This is a genomic window from Nocardia yunnanensis (genome assembly GCF_003626895.1).
Taxonomy (GTDB): Bacteria; Actinomycetota; Actinomycetes; order Mycobacteriales; family Mycobacteriaceae; genus Nocardia; species Nocardia yunnanensis.
This window is the reverse complement of sequence record NZ_CP032568.1, coordinates 2261571-2277589: the sequence shown is the minus strand read 5'-3', so window position 1 is coordinate 2277589 and position 16019 is coordinate 2261571. Positions and strand designations below refer to the sequence as shown.

Below are 16019 nucleotides of genomic sequence, written 5' to 3'. Positions count from 1 at the left end.
AAGAGGTGACCGAGCGGCTCGGCGAGCACTTCTTCGCCAATCCACATGCCTACTACCGGCTTTGGCGCGAGGACGGTCCGGTCGTGCGGGTGCATTTCGGCGACGGCGTGCCGCGCTGGCTCATTCTCGGCTACGAGGAGGGCCGGGCGGCGCTCGCGGATCCACGGTTGTGCAAGGACATCGACGGGCTCGAATCGGTGATCGCCCGCAAATACGGCGGCACCTGGCGGCCCCCGAGCACGCACGACGGTCTGCGGCACATGCTCAATGCCGATCCGCCCGCGCACACCCGATTGCGCAAGGCGGTGTCGCGGGCCTTCACGCCGCGCCGGATGGAAGCCTTGCGGCCGGTCATCGAGGAGACCGCGCGGGGACTGCTGGACGGTATGGCCGGGCACGAGGAGGTGGATCTGCTGCGGGCCTATGCCGCGCCGCTGCCGATCGCCGTGATCTGCCATCTGCTCGAGGTGGACATCGAGGACACCTTCACCTTCCGGGAGTGGACCAAGGCGCTGGTCGGCACCTTGGAACCGGGCATCGACCCCGCCCGCGCGCACGACGAGATGGTGGCGTTCCTGCGAAATACGCTGCGCCGCAAGCGCCTCGAACCAGGTGAGGACATGCTGTCGGCGCTGCTCGCCGACGACGCCGCGCTCGACGAGGGCGAACTCATCGGCATGGCGCTGCTCTTGCTGATCGCCGGACACGAGACCACGGTCAACCTGATCGGCAACGGCGTGCTGGCGCTGCTGCATCACCGGGCCTGGCTGGAGCGGCTGGTCGCGGACCCGGCGCTGATCCCGGACGCCGTCGAGGAGTTCCTGCGCTACGACGGCCCGGTGAACATGGCCACCCCGCGCTTCACCGCGGCCCCGATCACGGTGGGCGACACGGTGATTCCCGAGGGTGAGCTGGTGCTGGTGGCCCTGTCGGGCGGCAATCGCGATCCGCGCCGCTTCACCGACCCGTCCCGGTTCGATCCGTCGGTGGAGCACGGCCAGCATCTGGGCTTCGGCCACGGCATCCACTACTGCGTCGGCGCGCCGCTGGCCCGCCTCGAGGGCGGCATCGCCTTCGAGGCGCTCTTGCAACGCTTCCCGAACCTCGAGCTGGCGGTGGACGAGTCGCAGCTGCGCTGGCATCCCAATGCGATCATCCACGGCCTGAAGCGATTACCGGTCCGGCTGCGCGAATAGTCACCGCCGCGGCGATGAATTCGCGCCGCCGGCGGGGTCTATATCTCATGACCGTTTTCGCCATCTACGGGGCCACCGGTCACACCGGCCGCCTCGTCGTCTCCGATCTCCTCGCACGCGGAAAGGAGGTGCTGGTCTCCGGGCGGGACCCGGACGCGCTTGCCGCGCTGGGACATTCACGCGTGCTGCCCGGCGCGCTGGACGATCCGGCGGCGCTGCGCGCGCTGGCGGAGGCCGCCGACGTGATCATCCACTGCGCGGGACCGTTCGCCACCACCGGCCTGCCCGTCGCCACCGCCGCCGTCGCGGGCAGGTGCCACTATGTCGATCACGCGGTGGAGGTGCACCATGTGAAGAAGCTGTTCGACGATTTCCAGGAGCCCGCCCAGCGCGCCGGGATCACCATGCTGCCGAGCGTGAGCTTCTATGGGGGACTGGGTGATCTGCTGGCCGGCGCAGCCGCCCGCGGCCTGTCCGGTATCGAGCGGATCACCGTCGCCTACCACGTCACCAACTGGATGATGACCCACGGCGCGGTAGAGACCGCGCGGCTGCTGTTCGCCGACACCGATCGCATCGGCTACGAAAATGGCGAGCAGCGCTACGGATTCGTGGAACCCCGCCAGGCGATCTTCGCCTTCCCGCCGCCGGTGGGCCCGCGCCCGATGATCGCGCCGGTGCCGTTCCCGGAGGCGGTCACGGTGCCGCGGCACACCCGCACCCGGGCCGTCGAAGCGCAGTTGACCGCCCGCACCTTCGAGGAGGAGCAGGCCTTCGCCAGCGAACAGGTCGACGCGGGGGCGCGGGCCAACAGCCAATTCATGATCGCCGCACAAATACTCGCGGGCGCCGCGTCCACCGCCGGATATGTGAGCGGCCGCGATCTGTGGTCGGTCGCCGCGCTGGCCTCCGTGGAAGCGGCGGTGCGCATCGCCGACGGCGGGGTGAAGAGCGGAGTCGCCAGTCCCGGTGAGGCTTTCGACGCCGTCGACTTCCTGACCGCCCTCGCCGACCGCGGCGTCTTCGACCTGCGACTGCCCGCACGGGCGTGAGGAGCCACACCATGCCACCGATTCTCGTCACCGGCGCCGCCGGTGGAGCCCAGGGCGGCACCGGCCGCCTGGTCGCCGAAACCCTGTTGCGGGAGGGTCGTGCGGTGCGCGCCTTCGTGCACCGCGACGACGGGCGCGCGGCCGAGCTGAAGGATCTGGGCGCGGAGGTCGTGGTCGGCGATCTGCGCGAGATCAGCTCGGTCGCTCCGGCGCTGCAGGACGTGCGGCGGGCCTACTTCACCTATCCGGTGACGGCCGGAATGCTGGACGCCGCAGCGGTTTTCGCCGCGCTCGGCACACAGCACGGGCTGCAACGGGTGGTCGCGACCTCGCAGCTCGGCTCCGATCCGCAGGCCGGGACCCCGCACATGCGCCGGCACTGGGTGGCCGAACAGGTCCTCGACAATGCCGGCATCGGCGCGGTGCATCTGCGGGCGGCCGTGTTCTTCGAGAACCTGAAGGTCGCCATCGGTGACCGGGGTGAGCTGGCGCTGCCGCTCGGGTCACCCGACACGGTGCTGCCGCTGATCGCGGGCGCGGATGTCGCCGGTGTGGGCGCGGGCGTCCTGCGCGCCGAGGAGCCGGTCGATCCGGTGCTGTGGCTCGCCGGTGAGATCATGACCGTCGGGGCGGCCGCCGAAACCTTCGGTGTCCCTTACCGGCACGTGGACGCCGCCGAATGGGCCGAGTGGGCCATGACCGTCTACCGCGACGAGGTCGTCGTGGAGCATCTGACGCAGCTGTGGACGATGTTCGCCGCCATCGGGTCCGGGCACGAGCTGTTCCAGGTCACCGAGTCGATCGAGCGCTACACAGGGCGGCCGCCGATCACCCTGCGCGAGTTCGTCACCGGTGGCTCAGCGGCCTGACATGAGGTGGAGGAAGTGCTCCACCTCGCGGCGCATCTCCGATCGTCCCGGCGTGAGATAGCGCCGGGGATCGGAGATCTCGGGGTGCTCGGCGAGCGCCGCCCGGACGGCCGCGGTCAGCGCGATGTTCAACCGGGTGGCGATATTGATCTTCGCCATGCCGTGGTCGATCGCCGAGCGCAGACCCGCGTCGGACACCCCCGAGGAGCCGTGCAGGACCAGCGGCACCGGCAGTTTCGCGGCGAGACGAGCGATCAGCTCGTCGTCGAGGACGGCGTCGCGGGTGTGCATGGCGTGCGCGGAGCCGACCGCCACGGCCAGCGCGTCCACCGCGGTCGCGGAGACGAAGGCGGCCGCCTCGTCCGGATCGGTGCGCACGCCCGGGGTGTGTGCGCCGTCCTTGCCGCCGATCGCGCCCAGTTCGGCCTCGACGTGTACGCCGCGCTCGCGGCACCAGCGGGCGACGGCGGCGGTCGATTCCACATTGGCGGCGTATTCGAGGGCCGACCCGTCGTACATGACCGAGGTGACGCCGACTTCGACCGCGGCCGTGATCGATTCGCGCGATGTGGCGTGGTCCAGGTGCACGGTCAGCGCAGCTGTGCTGTCAGCGGCCAGTTGCAGGCAGGCACGCGCCAGCGGCTTCAGGCCGCCGTGATAGCGGACGGTGTTCTCCGAAATCTGGAGCACGGCAGGGCGTTCGGCGGCTTCGGCGGCGGCGGCGATGGCCTCGGCATGCTCGAGGGTGACGACATTGAACGCGCCCAGCCCGCCGGGCCGGGCCAGCGCGAGCAGCTCGGGCATCGAATACAGCGTCACGGGAACTCCGGGGTGCGCGCGGTGAGGTCGGTGACCTGGACGGTCGGCAGCAGACGTTCGCGCAGCGTGGGATCGATCTCGCCGGCGACCGGGATCACCACGGCCGCGGCGGAGGTCGCGACGGCGTCGGCGAGGACGGCGGGCCAGTCCGGTTCGCGGGTGGCGGCGAGGGCGCGAATCACCGCGGCCGCGGCGGCGTCGCCCGCGCCGGTGGGGTTGCCCGCCAACGGTTGTGGCAGCCGTGCCGACCAGGCTCCGGATTCGGTCACCGCGATCATTCCCGCCGCTCCGCGTGTCGCGATCACCGCGCGGACGCCGGCGTGCAGCAGCGGCCGCACCGCGCCCACCACCGCCTCGGGCCGGTCGGCGACGATCCCGGTCAGGCGTTCGAGTTCGTCCTGATTGGGCATGAGCACGATCCCGGGGACCGTCGCCGCGAATTTCAAGGCGGGACCGTCGACATCGCAGACGGTCGGGACGCCGGCCGCGACCGCGAGCCGGGCCAGCGCGGCCGGGACCTCGTCGCCGATATTGCCGGGCAGCGAACCCGACACCACGACGCCGTCCAGTTCGGGCAGCAGGACACCGATCCGATCGGCCAGCCGGTCCACGGCATGCGGTTCGTGGATGTACGCGCCGGGCTCCCACAGTCCGGTCGCGGTGCCGTCGCGGGATTCGCTGATCACCAGCGTGCGCCGCACCCACGGCAGCGCGGGCACGAAGTCGGCGGGGAACTCGTCGGCGGCGGCCGCCGCGAAGGTGTGATCGGCGAAACCGGTGGCCCGCGCGCACGTGCCGAGCTGACCCAGGACGCGCAGCACATTGATGCCCTTGCCGCCCAGCCGCTGCTCGACCGCCAGCACCCGTTGCGCCCGGCCGCGCTCGAGCCGTTCCATCCGGTAGGTCAGGTCGTAGGCGGGGTTCATGGTGACGGTGAGGATCACGCCAGCCACCGTCCCCGGCGCAGTACGCGCCGCAGGTTCAGGTCCTCGTCGAGCACGACGGCGTCGGCGTACATTCCCGGTTGCAGATCGCCGACCTCCTCGAGTCCGGCCGCGGCGGCGGGTGTCGCGGTGACGGCGGCCACCGCGTCGGCCAGCGGCACGCCGCAGTCGCGCACCGCCCAGCGCAGACCCTGCAGCAGCGTCGAGGTGCCGCCGGCGAGCGAGCCGCCCGCCACCCGGGCGACCCCGTCGGTCACCGTCACTGTTCGCGGTCCGAGCCGGTACTGCCCGTCGGGCATGCCGGCGGCGGCCATGGCATCGGTGACCAGTGCGACACGATCGGGCGCGGTCGCGAAAACCAGTGCGCCGAAACCGGAATCGACGTGCACGCCGTCCCCGATGAGTTCGACGAACGCGTGCCGCTGGGCCGCGGCGACCAGTCCCGCGGCGACGGGGCCGGGCGCGCGATGATGCAGGGCGGGCATGCCGTTGGCCAGATGGGTGACCAGCGTGGCGCAGCCCTCGGGAGTCAGGGCCGCGCGGAAATCGGCGAAACTCGAATCGCTGTGGCCAACGGCGACGATCACCCCGCCGTCGGCCAATTGCTTGGCGGCCGCGTCGAAGCCGGAAAGCTCGGGCGCCAGCGTCATCACCCGCAGCCGTCCGCCCGCGGCCCGCAGCAGGCGGTCGATGAGGGCCGGATCAGGGTCGATGAGGTGGTCGAGATCGTGTGCGCCGCAGTGGGTTCGGGACAGGAACGGGCCTTCGATGTGGATGCCGGCGATGGTGCCGTCGGCGGCCAGGCGGCTCAGCATGTTCACCTGGCCGACCATGGCGTCGGGGGCGGCCGTCACGATGCTGGCGAGCACGGTGGTCGAGCCCTGCCGGTGATGGAAGGCCGCGGCGGCGCGCGCCTGGTCCGCGTCCACGGTGTCGAAGCGGTGACCGAAGCCGCCGTGCGTATGGATGTCCACCAGGCCGGGCAGGACGGTCCCCGAATACTCCGGCGGCAGTTCGCGATGCGTGGTCGCCCAGTCGGAGGCGGGGCGGACGGCCGCGACCCGTTCGCCGCGCACCGTGATCACGGCGTCCTCCAGCACGCCGGCGCGGGTCACCACCCGGCCGCGGAGTTCGAGACCGCGTTTGCCGTTCACCGCAGCGACCCCGCGCGGGCCAGGTGGGCGGCGCCGATCAGGCCCGCGCGAATGCCGAACTCGCTCAGCACGACCCGGGGGACCGGCGTCACTCGAAGCAGTTCGGTCAGTCGGGTGTGCAGCGCCTCGGTGAGCAGATCGCCCGCCCGGGCCAATCCGCCACCGAGCACCACCAGTTCGGGACAACTCGCGTGCAGGACGCCGAGCAGACCCGCCGCCAGCGCGTCCACGGCATCGTCCACCACCGCGCGGGCGATCGGATCGGTGCCGGCCGCGGCGAATACCGTTTCCGCGCTGCTGGTTTCGCGACCGGTGCGGGCAGCGTAGGCGCGGGCGATGGCCGGGCCCGAGGCCACCGTCTCGACACAGCCGACATTGCCGCAGGGGCAGGGCAGTCCGTCGCGATACCGGACCGGGATGTGCCCGTACTCCCCGGCCTGCGCGACACCGGTCCGGCCGGGCGGGGTTCGCACCAGTCGTCCACCGACCGAGAGGGTTCCGCTGATCCCGGTGCCCATGATCAGCACGCACACGTCGTCGACGCCGCGGCCCGCGCCATGCCGCCATTCGGCCCAGCCCGCGACGGTCACGTCGTGGTCGATCAGCGCGGGGATGCCCCACCGGTCGGCGAACCGGCTGCCCAGCTTCACATTTCGCCAGCCGAGATTGCTGCTGAACACGGCGATGGCGTGTTCGGGATCGACCAGGCCGGGCAGGATGACCGCGGCCCGCGCGACTCGATCGCGGCAGTCCGCCGGCAGGCCGTCGAGCAGCCGCGCCCCGAGATCCTCGATCGCGTCGAAAGCGGCCTCCCCGTACGGCGTCTCGATGGTCTCGGCGGCCAGCACGGCCCCGTCGGCCGCGGTGACCTCGCCCTTGGTGGTGCCGCCGCCGACATCCACGGCCAGCACCAGATCCCTTGGCACACCCATCAGCCCAATATGACCGATCTGCTGAGGTTGCGTGGGCGATCCGGATCCAATCCCTGGTCGGCGGCCCGCAACAGGCACAGCCGGTGCACCCGGACCAGCTCGGCCATGGGGTCCAGCGGTCGATGCTCGAAATGTGCTCCGGTGGCGCGGATCTCGTCGGCGAGGCCGGGCGGCGGGTCGCCGAGCGCCCACACCGCCCGGCCGGGTCCGGCGATGCTGATCGGGCCGTGCCGGTACTCGGTGGCCAGGTAGGACTCGGTCCAGGCGCGGCAGGACTCCCGCAGTTTCAACGCGGCCTCGGCGGCCAGTGCGGCGGCGAAACCCATTCCCACGAAGGTGATCTGCTCGGTGTGCCGCACATTCGCCGACACCTCCGCATCCCACTCCGCCAGCACCGCGCGCGCCTGTGCGATGACGGGGGTGAGGTCCTCGCCGAGATGGGTGCGCAAGAGCGCCAGCGTCGTTGTGGCGAACCGGGTTTGGACCACCGAGCGCTCGTCGACCTCGTCGAGCAGGATCGGGTCGGCGAGGTCCAGGACCGGGGTGCCGGGGCTGGAGCTGATCACGGTGCGCGGAATCGCCGCGGGCAGTGCGGAGAGGGCGTCGAGCACCTCGGTGGTGGTGCCGGAGCGGCAGATCACCAGGCAGCGGTCGTACTCGCGGCCGGCGGGCACCGCGCTCGCGGGCCACGCGTCGGTCAGGCCGTGGCCTGCCGCCTCCCGCAGTCTCGCGAAGGCGCGGGCCATGAACAGCGAAGTGCCGCAACCGAGCACGGCGACTCGTTCGCCGGGGGCGGGCAGCAGGTCGCGATGGGTGCCGGCGGCGGTGGCGGCGCGGGCCCAATCGTCGGGCTGGGTGGCCACCTCGGCGGCCAGATGGGTGGTGGCGGCGGAGCTTCGGTACGCATCGGGCGGCACCCACCCAGGATCGACCGCGTGATCGTTGATGTCAATTTTCCCATCCAAACGATCACATTCGAGCAGTATTCGCGTTAGATTCGGAACAATACGAATCGTTCGCTACATCATCCGCGATTCGTGCCGCGGGGTGTGCAGATTGAGAGGCCCTTGTCGTGAAACGTCCACTGCGCAGCGCATTTTCCGTGGTCGCGCTGACCACCGGCCTGGTTATGACGATGTCCGCGTGCGGTTTCGGCTCGAGCAAGTCGGACGACTCGGACCCCAATACGCTCTCCTTCCTGGCGCCCACCTACAGCGATGGCACCAAGGGGGAGTGGGATGCGATCATCGCCGACTTCCAGAAGGCGAACCCGGACATCAAGGTCAAACTCTCGATGGAGTCCTGGGATTCGATCAATGACGTGGTCCGCACCAAACTGCAGTCCAAGGGGACCACGCCCGACATCCTCAATATCGACGCCTACTCCACCTTCGCCACCGACGGCCAGCTCTACCCGGCCTCCGACATCGTCGACGCCTCGGTGATCAGCGATATCCAGCCGGGCTTCGTCAAGAACGCCTCGATCAACGGAACCCAGTGGGCGCTGCCGCTTTTCGCCTCCACCCGCACGCTGTTCTACAACACCGACCTGTTCACCAAGGCCGGCATCGCCGCGCCGCCCAAGACCTGGACCGAGCTCACCGACGACGCCAAGAAGATCCAGGCGCTCGGCGGCGGCGTGTCCGGCTACGGGCTGCCGCTGGGCAGTGAGGAGGCGCAGGGCGAGACCTCCATCTGGACCTTCGGTGCGGGCGGGGAATGGTCCGACGGCGACAAGGTCACCGTCGACACCCCGGCCAATCTCGAGGGCGTGCGCGCCATGAAGGCCATCGCCGATGCCGGTGTGACCGAACAGAATCCGGGCGCGACCAACCGGCTCGACGTCATCAACGCCTTCATCCAGGGCAAGATCGGCATGATCGAGGGGCTGCCGCCCACCATCTCCCAGATCGCGACCAAGAATCCGGCGCTGAAGTACGCCACCGCGCCCTCGCCGACCAAGACCGGTGATCCGGTCACCCTGGGCGTGGCCGATCACCTGATGGCGTTCAAGAAGGACGGCAACAAGGCCGCCGCGATCAAGAAGTTCCTCAGCTACTTCTATTCGGCCGCCGTCTATTCCAAGTTCGTGAGCGGCGAGCACTTCATCGCCGTCACCAACACCGGCGCCGCCGCGCTCACCGACGATCCGGTGACCAAGGCGTTCGCGGCGACCCTGCCGGTCGCCAAGTTCTACCCGAGCAACAATCCGAAATGGGGTGCCGCACAGGGCGCCATCCGCCAGCAGATGGGCACGATCGCGCAGGGCAGCGATCCGGCGTCGGTGCTGCAGAAGATTCAGCAGGCGGCGAGTTGAGGGGCGTCGCCTCCCATCGATCCACGGCCACGTTGCGCGCGTTGCCGTGGATCGGCCCTGTGCTCGTTCTCATCGCGGCGGTCGTGGCCTTTCCGGCCGGCTACATGTTCTGGACCTCGACGCGCGACCTGAGCGCGTACGGGCAGGATCGGGGCGGGGCCGGATTCGCCAATTTCCGAAGGCTTTTCGCGATCGAGGAGCTGCCGTCGATTCTGCTGCACACCGTGGTGTGGGTGGCGGCCGTCGTGGTGATCACGCTGGTGCTCTCGGCGGGGCTGGCGCAGTTTCTGAACAAGGACTTCCCGGGGCGCACGCTGGTGCGGCTGGCGATCCTGGTGCCGTGGGCGGCGTCGGTGGTCATGACGACCACCATTTTCGACTACATGCTGGACCCGGATGTCGGGATCGCCAATCGGCTGCTCGTCGATCTCGGGGTGCTGGATCGGGGCTTCGGTTTCACCAAGCAGCCGGGGCCGGCGTTCCTGGTCGCCATCGGGGTGGCGGTATTCGTCTCGGTGCCGTTCACGACCTACACGATTCTGGCTGGGCTGCAGGCGATTCCGGCCGATATCGACGAGGCGGGACGGGTGGACGGGGCCGGTTCGTGGCAGCGCTACCGGCATCTGACGCTGCCGCAGCTGCGGCCGGCCATGGCGGTGGCGACGGTCATCAACATCATCAACTCGTTCAACTCGCTGCCGATTCTGCAGGTGCTGACCGGCAGCATCGCCGGCTTCTCCGCCGACACCACGACGACCTTGACGTTCAAGCTGATTCGGCAGAATCAGCAGGTCGCCACCGCGGCCGCGATGAGCGTGCTGAACTTCGCGCTGATCCTGGTGATCATCGCGATCTACGTGAAGCTGATCCGGCCCGCCGGTGAGGAGGCGCGATGACCGCGCGACGACGCTGGGGGCTGACGGCCGTCGGCGCGGTGCTGGCGCTGGTATTCCTGCTGCCGTATCTGGTGATGGTGCTGGGCTCGCTCAAACCGCGCTCGGAGATTCTGCGCATCCCGCCGACCTACCTGCCGCAGCAGTGGCGGCCGGACAACTACTCGACGATGTGGCATACGCCCGAGACGCCGCTGCCGTTCAATCTGGTGAGCACCGTGGTCATTGCGGTGTTCGGGACGCTGCTGGTGCTGGTGGTCGCGATCCCGGCCGCCTATTACACCGCGCGGCGGCGGTTTCCGGGTAAGGCGCTGTTTCTCGGGCTGGTGCTGGTCACCCAGATGTTGCAGCCGACGGTGCTGGTCACCGGTCTGCTGCGGGAGTTCTTCACCCTCGGCATCAACGACACCTGGCTGGCCATGATCCTGGTCAACGGCGCGTTCAATCTGTCGTTCGCGGTGTGGATCCTGCACAGCTTCTTCGCGGGGGTGCCGATCGAGGTGGAGGAGGCCGCCGAACTGGACGGTCTGAGTCGCTGGCAGATCCTTACCCGGGTCAGCCTGCCGCTGGTGTGGCCCGGCATCGTGACCGCGACGGTGTTCGCCTTCGTGTCCTGCTGGAACGAATTCGCCGCCAGCCTGGTCATTCTCACCACGCCGGAGAATCAGCCGCTGTCGGTGGCGCTGACCAAGTTCGTCGGTCAGTACGACGTGGCTTGGCAATATGTCTTCGCCATCTCTACCGTCGGCATCGTGCCCGTAGTCATCCTGTTCGCGCTCATCGAGAAGCGCCTGGTCGCCGGCCTCACCGCCGGCAGCGTGAAATGACCGCTCCCGCGGAGAAATCCCAGCGCTGGAATCGCCTGCTGGAGTTGCTCGCCGCCACCGGCCGCCTCACCGTCGAGGAGGCCGCCGCACGACTGGGCGTCTCCCCGGCCACGGTCCGCCGCGACTTCACCGCCCTTGCCGACCAGCAACTGGCCACCCGCACCCACGGCGGCATCGTCGCCACCGCCGTCGCCTACGACCTCCCCGCCCGCTACCGCACCGGCGACGAGGCCAAACAACGCGTCGCCGAACACGCTGCCGCCCTGATAGATCCGGCCGAAGTCGTCGCCCTCAACGGCGGCACCACCACCACCGCGGTAGCCCGCGCCATCGCCGGTCGCACCGACCTCCCCACCTCCGCCGACCACGAACTCACCATCGTCACCAACGCCCTCAACATCGCCGCCGAACTGGTCCTGCGCCCCCACCTGCGCACCATCTGCCTGGGCGGCCTGGCCCGCCGCGAATCCTACGAACTACACGGCCCCCTCGCCGCCCTCGCCCTCGCCGAATTACGCCTGGACACAGTAATTCTCGGCGTCGGCGCGATCTCGGCAACGGGCGGCGCCCAATGCCGACACCTGGACGAGGCGGGCATCAACGCCGAAATGGTCCGCCGCGCCGGCCGCGTCATCGCCGTCGCCACCGCCGACAAACTAGGCCGCACAGCCCTGGCCCGCATCTGCCCGATCGAGGCCATCCACATCCTGGTCGTGGACCGGGACGCCGACCCGGCTCCTCTGGCGGCGATCCGGGATGCTGGTGTGGACGTCCATTTAGTCTGAAGAATGACCGAATTGGTCAATTCAAAGACTTTGCATCAGTTTTGTTTTCGAAAGCCCCTTGTTCGGTCAGCGGTGAGTTGCTTCAGTAGAACCGCTCTCGTAGTGCTGTCGGCCTTTGGCGTAGGGGATTCGCACGGTGCGGCGTCCTAGCGTTAGGAGAGACGTCCGGCCTTCCCCGGTTCATGCTCATGGGAACAGTTTCCGGTCGGTTGGGGTGGTGGCGGCCGGATGCCGGGACTATCGCTGGAGGTGATCCGCGCTTGGCTGGCAGGCGATTCTGGGTTCGTCTCCATGAACTACCGCTTCGGGTCGTTGGCGTCCGGTCAAAGGACCTGATGGGCGCTGACGGCGAACCTCTGACCTTCGACCGCACGCGATATTTCGTCGTCGGTCTGTCGGTCGTGATCACCGCGCTGTTCGCGTTCGCCGCCATGACGACCGCCGCAGCGTTGATGGTGGGACATCTGTCGTGGGGATTCGTCGGGCTGGGCGCGCTCTGGTCCGCGTTCATCTTCAATATCGACCGCTGGGTCGTATCGTCCTTCGATTACGACTTCGACGGCAAACCGGGCAGAGCTCAGCGCTGGGGTTTGACCGCGGTGCGACTGTGCATTGCGCTGCTGATCGCGTTCTCGATCTCCGAACCGCTGTTGATGGTGATCTTTCGCTCCGAGATCCAGGCCGCGTTGGCCGAGCAGAGAATTCGTGACGTTCGCGCGGCCGGCGACGAGATCCGTGCCGATTCGCGCTACCAGATGCAGGACTCGCCCGAGGCACGAGCGCTGGCGGACGCGACCGCGGCGAACGCCAGTGCGCTGGCTCGACAGCGAGCAGCCAACGACGCGGTCGACGAAGAACTCAGCGGCCGAGGCGGGAGCGGTGTAGCGGGCATCGGCGACCGTGCCCTCGAGCGAGAAGCCGATCTGCGCCAGGCCGATACCGAAGTCACCGCCAGCGCGGCCGCGCTCGACGTCGCGCAGCGCGCCTATACCGACAAAGCCTCGCGACTCGCCGACGAACGTGATGGCGCGATCACGGCACGCGTGCGTGAGATCTCCGATCGCGCGCCCGGTCTGATCGATCGTGAGCGAGCGTTGGGCGCGCTGGCCCAGCGCGAGTTCGTGGTGGATTTCACCCAGTGGCTGGTGCGCGGCCTGCTGTTCATGATCGACCTCACGCCCGCCCTGCTCAAGATGTTCTCACCGCAGACGCTGTTCGAGCGGCAGCAGCGGATGCGGGCGCGACGGCTGGCCTCGGAGGCGGACCGGGATGTCGCCTCGGCCATTCAGATCTCCGCCGAGAAGCGAGAACTCGACTCCGCTGCAGCGGTTTTCGAGCTCGAGCGCTGGGCTCGCGTGCGGGATGAGGAGGTGGCACGTGAAACCGATCTGGCGTTGCGGAAGGTCATCGCCGACCATGCGCACGAGGTGGACGAGCGAGGCTACGATCCGCTCGCGTCCGTCGGTTTGCTGGTTGCGGCCCGGCGGTCGAACCGAACGAAAAGCACTGATGGTGAGCCGGATTCCACTTCCGGCGAGCCCGGTGGATCGACGGCCGGACCACGCAACGAAACCCGCGAGGACATCACGCTCGATGATGATGGCGACGACGGTGGCATCGCCTTCGATCAGCCGCGCCGCCGCAATGGCGCGGGCCGGCCGGGCGAGGGCGTCACGCAATTGGTCGGGGGCCGTTGGCGACTCGGTCACCCGCTGGTCGAACCCGGTGCGCCCGTTGCCTGGCGCACGGCATTCTTTGCCGAAGACGCCCTGGACCGGCGGAATCGGAAGAAGTATTTCGTCGTGAAGCGGGTCTATCCGGTACACGGAGCCAGCGGGCGTCCGCCGGTGCTCAACGAATTGCATTCGCTGCCCATCGGTTTGGAGATCAGCCCCTTTGTCGCGCCGGTGGTCCAGGGCGGCTACGATCCGGACTTCGGCTATTTCGTCGTCACGCCGTTCTACAAGAACGGCACGTTGGCCGCTCTCATGGAGTCCGAGGAGCGGCATCTGACCCTGCACAACGCCCTGGTGTATACCGAGCAGATTCTGCAAGGGCTGGAAACCGTTTTCGCCGAACGGAACCGGGTCCACCTGGACATCAAGCCGTCCAATATCGCGTTGGACGACAGGAACATCCGGATCATCGACTGGGGACTGGCAACGGGGCTCGGCATCGAGGACGACGCCCCGATCGGATACTCGCTGTGGTACGCACCGCCCGAACAGGTGACGGCGACGTCGGGCGACAAGTCGTGGCCTTCGGGGCGCTGTGACGTCCGGGCCGTCGGTGCGACGCTGTACAGCCTGGTCACCGGCGCTCCTCCGCTGTTTCTCGAGGCGCGTAACGCTGGACTGCTGACCGAGCGCGGCGGCCTGAAGAAGCACCGGCAGCCGGAGTTCGAGCGGATGCTGACCCTCACCCAGCCGGCCACACTGGACTCCTTCTTCGCGATCAACGAGGGGTGGAATCGTGAGGAGCTGCAGCCGCTGTCGGACCTGGTCGGCAGATGGCTGGATCCCGACCCGGCGCGGCGGTGTCCCGCCACCGAGATCCTCTCCAGCGCACAGTCCGTCGCGCTCGAGGATCTGCGGGCGGTGTCCGCTCAGCTGGTCGGCAAGAAAGCATCCAGCCTGTTGCGCGAGGTGGGTGGCGACCGACTCGTCAAACACCCCCTGATCCCGGTGGACCTGCCCGCCCAGGTGCCGGTGCCGAGAAGCCATCACACCGTGGACACGATCGTCGGCGAGGCCGCGGTGGGCTACAAGGAGGCAGGGATATGAGCAATTCGATGCTGGTGATCGTCCTATCGCTGAGCACCGCGGTGCTGATCGCCGTCAACGTGGTTCAACTGATGACCGTCAAAAAGGGACGAGGGCGGCGAATTCGTTTTGTCGCGACTCGCTTGGCTCTCGTCTTCGGAGTTCGGCTGCGACGTTCGCGGGGCGGCGCGGTCGTGAAACATGCGGGGACACAACGTGTTTCGCCGGTCCAGCGGGGCAATGGCCCCGTGCTGGCGTTCGAGGAGGCTTCCATGCCGGACAGCCCGCGAGCGGAACCCGCGGCTCCGCCGACCGACCTCGCAGCCGAGACCAGGCCGATCACCGGAGATCAGAATCCCCGGACCAGCGTCCATCCGGCGTGGTTGAAGGGTATCCGCGGATCTGCTCTGGATGTACTCCTGGCAGACGGCGCCTTCGTCGTGGGGCGCTCCAGTGACTGCGACCTGAAAATCGACGATCCGAGGGTCAGCCGTCGTCACTTGGTGCTGGAAAACGGTTCGCACGGTTGGTCTTTGACGGATTTGGGCACCGCGAACGGAACCTTCGTCAATGATCGGCGCGCCGAGCCGCGGCGAGCGCTGCCGCTGGTCTCCGGTGACGTCATCACCCTCGGCGGTGCGGCCTTCGTACTGACTGTGCGGGCGGACAGCGCCGAACCGTTGCGGCTGCGCACGGGCGCCTCCTCGGTCCGCGGTGGACGACCCATCAACGAGGACGCGTTCTGCACGAGTAGTCATCTCGTGGCCGTGGCCGACGGCGTGGGAGGCCGCCCGGCCGGTGAGGTGGCGGCCGGCATCGCCATCGACCTGGTGCGAGCATCCAACAGTAATCTGCCCTGGCCACACCTGGTTTCGGCCATGGAGGCCGTGATTCGTGCGCGTTCCGCCGACGAGCCGGACGCCGTCGGGATGGCGACGACATTGGAGGCCGTGCGTCTCGGCAACCGCGAGGGCCGCCCAGTCATGCTGGGCGTTCACATCGGCGACGGGCTCACGATCCTCGACGACGGAGTGCAGCTGCGAGAGCTCACCGTCCCGCACACGCTCGGTGCGCAACTGGCTCGCAAAGACCATCCCGAGGCGCGGCGGCACCCGGAGCGCGGCAGGCTGCTGCGCGGCATCGGCCTCCCGGACGCCGCACCGGATCTGTGGTGCGAGAACGCGGTAGCGGGACAGCGATACATCCTGTCGACCGACGGCATCGTCAAAGCGCTAGGACCGAACCGGCTCGCCGCGGCCCTTGCCGGACTGCGACACAACGATCCTCCGGTCGCCGCGGCAGCGCTGATAGACCTTGCGCTGCGTTCGACCGGCATCGCGCCGCAGCAGATGGACAACCTGACCGTGGTCATCGCGGATGTCTGCGTCGTGAAGACGCCGAAGGCTCGGGGAGAGGACCAAGCGATGGATGTTGGAAGTCGCGCGATTACGACAGGACGAAGGTGAACA

Annotated in this window: 14 protein-coding genes; 9 read left to right on the top strand and 5 right to left on the bottom strand. The window is 68.7% G+C overall.

What is annotated here, in order from left to right:
* The first annotated feature begins 5 nt into the window (after nucleotides 1-5).
* From D7D52_RS10480 to D7D52_RS10470, 3 genes are read left to right on the top strand one after another with little or no spacing between them, the layout of a single operon-like run.
* Nucleotides 6-1196 (top strand): cytochrome P450 family protein, encoded by a 1191-nt coding sequence (locus D7D52_RS10480; protein ID WP_246023763.1) that lies wholly within the window; start codon nucleotides 6-8, stop codon nucleotides 1194-1196.
* Nucleotides 1197-1243: 47 nt separating this feature from the next.
* Complete coding sequence (locus D7D52_RS10475; RefSeq protein WP_120736137.1) at nucleotides 1244-2248, top strand: saccharopine dehydrogenase NADP-binding domain-containing protein; 1005 nt, start codon at nucleotides 1244-1246, stop codon at nucleotides 2246-2248.
* An 11-nt stretch (nucleotides 2249-2259) separates the two neighbouring features.
* Nucleotides 2260-3117: an NAD(P)H-binding protein gene (locus D7D52_RS10470; protein ID WP_162958264.1), complete on the top strand. Its 858-nt coding sequence runs from the start codon at nucleotides 2260-2262 to the stop codon at nucleotides 3115-3117.
* On the opposite strand, the gene D7D52_RS10465 is transcribed toward D7D52_RS10470, so the two are convergent.
* From D7D52_RS10465 to D7D52_RS10445, 5 genes are read right to left on the bottom strand one after another with little or no spacing between them, the layout of a single operon-like run.
* Entirely contained in the window at nucleotides 3106-3936 is an 831-nt protein-coding gene (locus D7D52_RS10465) for a class II fructose-bisphosphate aldolase (RefSeq protein ID WP_246023761.1), read from the bottom strand. The two genes, D7D52_RS10470 and D7D52_RS10465, sit on opposite strands and share 12 nt — an antisense overlap.
* On the bottom strand, nucleotides 3933-4880 hold the full coding sequence (locus tag D7D52_RS10460) for a hexose kinase (RefSeq protein WP_246023760.1): 948 nt from the start codon (nucleotides 4878-4880) through the stop codon (nucleotides 3933-3935). Before D7D52_RS10460 ends, D7D52_RS10465 begins: the two co-directional genes overlap by 4 nt.
* Nucleotides 4877-6034, bottom strand: a complete 1158-nt coding sequence (locus D7D52_RS10455) for an N-acetylglucosamine-6-phosphate deacetylase (protein ID WP_120736135.1) — start codon at nucleotides 6032-6034, stop codon at nucleotides 4877-4879. Before D7D52_RS10455 ends, D7D52_RS10460 begins: the two co-directional genes overlap by 4 nt.
* The gene (locus tag D7D52_RS10450; RefSeq protein WP_246023759.1) at nucleotides 6031-6966 is read right to left on the bottom strand and encodes an ROK family protein; all 936 of its coding nucleotides are present in this window, start codon (nucleotides 6964-6966) and stop codon (nucleotides 6031-6033) included. Before D7D52_RS10450 ends, D7D52_RS10455 begins: the two co-directional genes overlap by 4 nt.
* Nucleotides 6966-7931: an SIS domain-containing protein gene (locus D7D52_RS10445; protein WP_246023757.1), complete on the bottom strand. Its 966-nt coding sequence runs from the start codon at nucleotides 7929-7931 to the stop codon at nucleotides 6966-6968. The genes D7D52_RS10450 and D7D52_RS10445 overlap by 1 nt, the downstream gene beginning before the upstream one ends.
* Nucleotides 7932-8038: 107 nt before the next feature.
* Between D7D52_RS10445 and D7D52_RS10440 the strand changes: the two genes are divergently transcribed.
* From D7D52_RS10440 to D7D52_RS10415, 6 genes are all read left to right on the top strand, one after another.
* Nucleotides 8039-9283, top strand: a complete 1245-nt coding sequence (locus tag D7D52_RS10440) for an extracellular solute-binding protein (RefSeq protein ID WP_120736134.1) — start codon at nucleotides 8039-8041, stop codon at nucleotides 9281-9283.
* 59 nt (nucleotides 9284-9342) lie between these two features.
* The gene (locus tag D7D52_RS10435) at nucleotides 9343-10179 is read left to right on the top strand and encodes a carbohydrate ABC transporter permease (protein WP_246023756.1); all 837 of its coding nucleotides are present in this window, start codon (nucleotides 9343-9345) and stop codon (nucleotides 10177-10179) included.
* The gene (locus tag D7D52_RS10430; protein WP_120736132.1) at nucleotides 10176-11003 is read left to right on the top strand and encodes a carbohydrate ABC transporter permease; all 828 of its coding nucleotides are present in this window, start codon (nucleotides 10176-10178) and stop codon (nucleotides 11001-11003) included. Before D7D52_RS10435 ends, D7D52_RS10430 begins: the two co-directional genes overlap by 4 nt.
* Nucleotides 11000-11788, top strand: a complete 789-nt coding sequence (locus tag D7D52_RS10425; protein WP_120736131.1) for a DeoR/GlpR family DNA-binding transcription regulator — start codon at nucleotides 11000-11002, stop codon at nucleotides 11786-11788. Before D7D52_RS10430 ends, D7D52_RS10425 begins: the two co-directional genes overlap by 4 nt.
* A 335-nt stretch (nucleotides 11789-12123) precedes the next feature.
* Nucleotides 12124-14571, top strand: coding sequence for a DUF4407 domain-containing protein (locus D7D52_RS10420; RefSeq protein ID WP_162958263.1), 2448 nt, complete (start codon nucleotides 12124-12126; stop codon nucleotides 14569-14571).
* Nucleotides 14568-16016 carry an FHA domain-containing protein gene (locus D7D52_RS10415; RefSeq protein ID WP_162958262.1) on the top strand — a complete coding sequence of 483 codons (1449 nt, stop codon included), beginning with the start codon at nucleotides 14568-14570 and terminating at the stop codon, nucleotides 16014-16016. Before D7D52_RS10420 ends, D7D52_RS10415 begins: the two co-directional genes overlap by 4 nt.
* Nucleotides 16017-16019: the final 3 nt, after the last annotated feature.

Excerpts from the sequence above, each read along its gene's own strand:
- D7D52_RS10450 (WP_246023759.1), bottom strand. The coding sequence starts at position 6,966 with ATGGGTGTGCCAAGGGATCTGGTGCTGGCCGTGGATGTCGGCGGCGGC.
- D7D52_RS10475 (WP_120736137.1), top strand. The coding sequence starts at position 1,244 with ATGACCGTTTTCGCCATCTACGGGGCCACCGGTCACACCGGCCGCCTC.
- D7D52_RS10415 (WP_162958262.1), top strand. The coding sequence starts at position 14,568 with ATGAGCAATTCGATGCTGGTGATCGTCCTATCGCTGAGCACCGCGGTG.
- D7D52_RS10420 (WP_162958263.1), top strand. The coding sequence starts at position 12,124 with ATGGGCGCTGACGGCGAACCTCTGACCTTCGACCGCACGCGATATTTC.
- D7D52_RS10470 (WP_162958264.1), top strand. The coding sequence starts at position 2,260 with ATGCCACCGATTCTCGTCACCGGCGCCGCCGGTGGAGCCCAGGGCGGC.
- D7D52_RS10430 (WP_120736132.1), top strand. The coding sequence starts at position 10,176 with ATGACCGCGCGACGACGCTGGGGGCTGACGGCCGTCGGCGCGGTGCTG.
- D7D52_RS10425 (WP_120736131.1), top strand. The coding sequence starts at position 11,000 with ATGACCGCTCCCGCGGAGAAATCCCAGCGCTGGAATCGCCTGCTGGAG.